2 protein-coding genes are annotated in these 1,610 nt (G+C 69.0%); both read left to right on the forward strand.

What is annotated here, in order from left to right:
* The first annotated feature begins 438 nt into the window (after window positions 1-438).
* The gene (locus ACO1BU_RS37225) at window positions 439-801 is read left to right on the forward strand and encodes a hypothetical protein (protein ID WP_424140881.1); all 363 of its coding nucleotides are present in this window, start codon (window positions 439-441) and stop codon (window positions 799-801) included.
* Between the two features lie 30 nt (window positions 802-831).
* Entirely contained in the window at window positions 832-1,557 is a 726-nt protein-coding gene (locus ACO1BU_RS37230) for a lytic transglycosylase domain-containing protein (RefSeq protein WP_424140882.1), read from the forward strand.
* The last annotated feature ends 53 nt before the right edge of the window (window positions 1,558-1,610 follow it).

The following is a 1,610-nucleotide window of genomic DNA, read 5'->3' on the forward strand; positions in this document are numbered from 1 at the left end:
TAGCGCTCCGTGAAACCGGTTGCCTAGTTCTCGCAGGTTCAATACCGTCATGGGCAGAAGCACCACAGCGGTTTTGTGAAATGACAAAAGCACTTCTGGTGGGCTTGGTGGTCTCTGTTGTGCTCATCCCAGGCGGGGCCGCTCGGTCGGAGGACTTGTGGGGGTGCGAGGTTGCGCTGTGCTTGGCCAACCCGGACGGTCCCACTGCAGCCCCGGCGTGCCACGCGTCAATGGAGCGACTGGCGAAGCACTTGCGCCGAGGTCGCCTGTTCCCGCGGTGCAACCAGGCCAACTCCGTCCCGGCTGCCGGGGTCGCAAATTCGGGCGGTCAGCAGCCGGCGGTAGCCACCCAATGAATTATCGTTACGCACTCATCGAGTTGTGGGCAGACCCGCATTCGCCGCATACCCTTCGGGCTTCTGAAGGGAAAAGGGGCCGGTGGGCAGCAGATTCGTGTCGGATGGGGACGTGCGGGCGGCGCTCTCGAAGGGGGGTCGCATCGAAAAGGTCATTGTCCTCGCCATGCGGGACGCGCACGGGCGCGCAGATTTCGTCCCTTATCTCGGTACGTCATGGCGCCGGGGCTACGTCGCAATCGGCTTATGGAGCGGTGCAGGCGCCCGCGCCTGGCGCGACCTCACACGGCTGGTTAGCTTCATGCGCGACGACTTCAAGTTCCCCGGCCCGATCTGCGTTCACGAGGCGGACGATCCGAAGCTGCGGAAACTCCGCACGCTCCTTCCCTCGCCCAATCCTACCTCTATTCAAGGCCAGGGCTCATCGAGGGCCTCCGACACCTAACAGCCAGCAACGCGGCCCGCAGGTGGCTGCGTGATCCTGGAGCTCGCCCTAGCCGCGCAGCTCGCTGCTCGCTGTGCCCCCTCGGTTGCTTTCGAGACGCTGGCCGCCGTCGTGCGGGCGGAAAGCGGCTTCCGGCCCTTCGCGCTCGGCGTGAACGGGCCGGACGGCGGGGCGATCTTTCCCGAGACGCGCGAGGCGGCCGTGGCGCTGGCCACGGACCTGATCGTGCGCCGGGGCCGCTCCGTGGACCTGGGGCTTATGCAGGTGAACAGCGGCAACCTCCGGGCGCTCGGCCTGACGATCGCCGAGGTCCTCGACCCCTGCACCAACCTGACGGCCGGCGCGCGCATCCTGCGCGAGGGCTTTGCGGCCGCCAGCCGCGGCGAGGCGGACCCGCAGCGGGCGTTGCGCGTCGCTTTCTCCCGCTACAACACCGGCCACCCCGAGCGAGGCTTCGCCAACGGCTACGTCCGCCGCGTTCAGGGCGCGGCAGAGGTCGTTGTGCCGGCTATCCGCCTGCGCGGCGAGGTCACCACACCACCGCAGCGCCGTGGCGCCATGGCGCCACAGGCCGAAGGCGCTGATCCCGTCTCTGAGCTGCCCGACGATCCTGACGCGCCCCCGGAGTGGGACGTGTGGGCGTGGGCCACCCATGCGAGCCGGCCGCGCCTGGTAGCCGTGCCTCGTGAGGCTCCCGCGGCGTCGGGGGGCGCCGAGCGGGCCACCGCCACCGAGCCCCCGAGGACCGCAGAATGACCCTTTCCCCGAACGCGCGGAACGTCGCCCTCTTCGCCGCCGTGGCCTGTGCC

It is taken from the genome of Roseomonas chloroacetimidivorans, from assembly GCF_049629625.1.
Lineage (GTDB): Bacteria > Pseudomonadota > Alphaproteobacteria > Acetobacterales > Acetobacteraceae > Roseomonas > Roseomonas chloroacetimidivorans.